This window comes from Methylibium sp. (assembly GCF_013817365.1).
Lineage (GTDB): Bacteria > Pseudomonadota > Gammaproteobacteria > Burkholderiales > Burkholderiaceae_C > Methylibium.
Map to the genome: position 1 here is coordinate 1 of NZ_JACDCU010000545.1, position 2362 is coordinate 2362.

Genomic DNA, 2362 nt, shown 5'->3' on the forward strand with positions numbered 1-2362 from the left:
GCGCCTCGTGCAGTAGTTTTCGACTCGCCCTCGCAGCGCGTCGAGCGCTGTCGGCGTTGTCCGACAGCCGAACACGCCCGAGCCCGACTGCGCTTGCGAGCGCTCGCCTTTATCTTTGCCGGGCAGTTTCAGAAATCGCCGACCTGCGGCGCTCGAGCCTCGGGCAAAAGCGCTGAAGCCGGTACATCACACCGCCCCGCTCACAGCGTGGGCCTTTGAAGGAGCCTCATGGACCGCAAACGCTTGCTCACCCCCCTGCTTGTCACTACCTTTGCAGCGCTCGCCTTGACGGCCTGCGACAACCGGAACGACACCACCGTCGGCCAGCAGGTTGACTCTGCCATCGCGAACGCGGATCGCAGCACCGAGAACGCCCGTGACCAGATGGCCGAAACGGGCCGTGACGCCCGCGCCGCCACGTCCGATGTGGTGCGCGATGCCGGCAATGCCGTGTCAGACGCGGCGATCACGGCGAGCGTCAACGCGGAACTGGCCAAGGATCCGGCACTGAGTGCGCTGCGGATCGATGTCGACACCTCCGGTGGCCGGGTTGCCCTCAAGGGCAGCGCGCCCGACCAAGTGGCCCGTGACCGAGCCACGCAACTCGCTCAGGGCGTGGACGGGGTTACAGCGGTCGACAACCAGTTGACCGTCAGCAAGAGTTGATCGAAGCCGTGAAGGGCTGATCAAGCGAAGCGGCGGGCCCGTCACATTCCGCCGCCAGTCGCCGCTTTTCTGTTTCGACCGCCAAGCCAGCTCTCGCGAGCTGGCTTTTCTACGTCGTTAAGCGGACCGCAAGCCGCGGCCGCCGCGACAGTCCCCGTGCGCGGTCGTGCGGTATGCCACGCACGAAAATGTTCTCAGCGCGTCGCACCTCGTCTGGCCAACTTCGGAGATCCTGCGTGTTCACATGGTTCGAGAAGCTGGTGCACCCGTATCCGCATGGCACTCCCACGGCCCCGCCGCACGGACTGCTGCGCTTTCTTTGGGCCTGCACCAGCGGCATGCGTCCCTTTCTGCTGGCGATGACCTTGCTGACGGTCGCCATCGGCGTGTTCGAGGCGCTGCTGTTCGCCATGCTAGGGCGCATCGTCGACTGGCTGGCCGAGGTGCAGCCCGCGCAGTTATGGACACAGGAGCGCGACACCTTGCTGTTGCTCGCGGCCGTGCTGCTGGCCAGCCCGTTGGTCGTCGCCGTGCAGAGCCTGCTCAAGCAGCAGACGCTGGCCGGCAACTTTCCGATGCTGCTGCGCTGGAACTTCCACCGCCTGATGCTCGGCCAGAGCATGAGTTTCTACCAAGACGAGTTCGCAGGGCGCGTGGCCACGAAGGTGATGCAAAGCGCGCTGGCAGTGCGCGATACCTGGATGATCCTTGCGGAGCTGCTGGTCTTCGTGACGATCTACTTCGTGACCATGCTGCTCATCGTCGGCACGCTCGACGCGTGGCTGCTGCTGCCCTTCCTGGGCTGGGCGGCGCTCTACCTCGCGGCGCTGCGCTTCTTCGTGCCGCGGCTGGGCGCCGTGGCGCGCGAACAGGCCGATGCGCGCTCACTGATGACCGGGCGCATCACCGATGCCTACACCAACATCGCCACGGTCAAGTTGTTCTCTCACGCGGGGCGCGAAGCTGCCTTTGCGCGCGGCGCGATGCAGGAGTTCATGACGACCGTGCATGCGCAGATGCGGCTGGTGACCGGCTTCGAGATCGTCAACCACACCCTCAGCATGTTGCTGATCCTCGGCACGGCGGGCGCGACGCTCGTGCTGTGGGCGCAGGGGGCCGTCGGCGTCGGTGCGGTCGCCGCGGCCACGGCGATGGCCTTGCGCCTGAACGGCATCTCGCACTGGGTGATGTGGGAGATGGCCTCGCTGTTCGAATACATCGGGACGGTGGAGGACGGCATGAACACGCTGTCGAAACCGCACACGGTGCTGGACCGTCCCGGCGCGCGGCCCTTGATCGTCAGCCGCGGCGAGATCCGCTTCGACGATGTGAGCTTTGCCTATGGTGGCGAGCGCGCGGTGATCGATAGGCTGCAACTGCACATCCGCGCTGGCGAGAAGATCGGCCTGGTCGGCCGGTCGGGCGCCGGCAAGTCCACGGTGGTCAACCTCTTGCTGCGCTTTCATGATGTGGCCGCGGGCCGCGTGCTGATCGATGGGCAGGACATCGCCGAGGTACAGCAGGATTCATTGCGTGAGCAGATCGGCATGGTCACCCAGGACACCTCGCTGCTGCACCGCTCGGTGCGCGAGAACATCCTCTACGGCCGGCCCGATGCGCTCGATGCCGACATGGTGGCTGCCGCACACCGCGCGGAGGCGCAGGACTTCATCGCCAACCTGACCGACCCGGCCGG

The 2362-nt window shown here is 66.1% G+C and carries 2 protein-coding genes; both read left to right on the plus strand.

Translation table 11 applies throughout. The features are described from left to right. Nucleotides 1-228: 228 nt before the first annotated feature. Nucleotides 229-666: a BON domain-containing protein gene (locus H0W38_RS21085; protein WP_292457878.1), complete on the plus strand. Its 438-nt coding sequence runs from the start codon at nt 229-231 to the stop codon at nt 664-666. 236 nt (nt 667-902) lie between these two features. Next, the coding region (locus tag H0W38_RS21090; RefSeq protein WP_292457880.1) for an ABC transporter ATP-binding protein at nt 903-2362 on the plus strand (1460 nt) is incomplete at its 3' end.